Source organism: Zooshikella ganghwensis DSM 15267, from assembly GCF_000428585.1.
Taxonomy (GTDB): Bacteria; Pseudomonadota; Gammaproteobacteria; order Pseudomonadales; family Zooshikellaceae; genus Zooshikella; species Zooshikella ganghwensis.
Window position 1 is genome coordinate 1 of the sequence record NZ_AUAF01000335.1, and the last position, 1,829, is coordinate 1,829.

Consider the following 1,829-nt stretch of genomic DNA (forward strand, 5'->3'; position numbering starts at 1 on the left):
CCCCCACCGCCAGGCGATGATACTCCCGGCGACGACGGTGATAAGCCTGTACCACCGGCTAATAGCTGGCAAGCGGATCAAGTCTACACCAAAGGCGATCGGGTAACGTATCAAAGCAAAACCTATGAAGCTAAATGGTGGACCCGCGGCGATGAGCCCGGCAAAGATCAATGGGGTCCTTGGAAACAGGTTCAAGGCAGCGATAATCCACCACCGACAAAACCCGGTGATGGTGACAAGCCCGATACGGATAAGCCTGGCAATGGTGATAAGCCAGGCGATAATGGCAAACCAGACGACAGTACACCTAGTAATGCAGCCCCATGGCAAGCCGATAAAGTGTATGTAAAAGGTGATCTTGCCAGTTACCAGCACACCGTTTACCAAGCTAAATGGTGGACACGTGGCGATGAACCAGGAGCAGATCAATGGGGACCCTGGGAGGCAAAAGGTAATAAGCCAACACCACCTGATGATGGCGACAAACCAAAACCACCAAAGCCTGGAGATGGAGACAAACCCGGTGATGGCTACGTCATTCCTCTCAGTAAATTAAAAGCAAGAGAGGCTGAGCTAACCAACACGGACTTAATGAAAAACGTAAAAGCCAGTATTGCAACACTTGATAATGAACTGGTCGAGAAAATTGCGCCAGGAAATGCCACCAACCCCGCAAACGTAAAACGTGTGGAGTCTATCATTGGCAGTGATGGCTGGGATTTTCTTTTTCCCAAGCGGGCGAAAGAATATACCTATACCAACTTTTTGAAAGCCATTGGTAAATTCCCGGCATTCTGTGGTAACTACGATGATGGACGTGATGCAGACGCTATCTGTCGTAAATCACTGGCCACCATGTTTGCTCACTTCACTCAAGAAACCGGTGCCCATGAAGCTTATATGGATGTACCAGAGTGGCGGCAAGGATTACATTATGTTCGAGAAATGGGCTGGACCGAAGATAAGCGAGGTGGTTATAACGCAGAATGTAGTCCAGACACTTGGCAGGGTAAAACCTGGCCATGTGGTAAGTTTGCTGATGGTCAATACAAAAGCTACTTTGGCCGAGGGGCAAAACAGCTAAGTTATAACTACAATTACGGACCTTTTTCAGAAGCGATGTTTGGCACAGTACGTACCTTACTCGATAACCCTGAAAAAGTGGCGGATACATGGTTAAACCTGGCAAGTGCTGTATTCTTTTATGTTTATCCTCAGCCTCCAAAACCCAGCATGTTCCACGTTATTAATGGCACCTGGCAGCCCAACGCTCATGATAAAGAAGGTGGCTTAGTGCATGGTTTTGGTGTAACCACACAAATAATTAATGGTGGTGTTGAATGTGGTGGTCCAACAGAGCACCGACAATCACAAAACCGAATTAATTATTACAAGCAATTCACCCAGTACCTGAAGGTGCCCATTGCAGATGATGAAGTATTAGGCTGCGCCAACATGAAGCGGTTTGATACGAAAGGCAGTGGTGCTCTCAATATTTATTGGGAACAAGATTGGAGCTGGGACCCTAGCACACCATCGGGTAAAAGCTACAAGTGTAAACTGGTTAATTACCAGACACCTTTTAGCGCATTCAAACAAGGTGACTACGTAAAATGTATTGAACACTTCTTTGATGATGTTGTAATAGACTCCAAAAAATAATTGCTTGTTTTTTTCTTATAAAGTAAGAGGTAACCACCTCTTACTTTTTTATTAATCTAAATTCATAGGTTACTCAGGGCAATCGCATATAAATTTACACCGAACAAATTAGCTTCATTAAATATTCATGATCCCAACCAGCAGAGAGTCTCTTATTTTTTATTCCA

1 protein-coding gene is annotated in these 1,829 nt (G+C 45.1%); it reads left to right on the forward strand.

Features of this window, described 5'->3' with window-relative positions; genetic code table 11:
• A partial coding sequence (locus tag F607_RS32170; RefSeq protein ID WP_157365625.1) for a glycoside hydrolase family 19 protein occupies window positions 1-1,662 on the forward strand: 1,662 nt, incomplete at its 5' end.
• Window positions 1,663-1,829 lie beyond the last annotated feature (167 nt).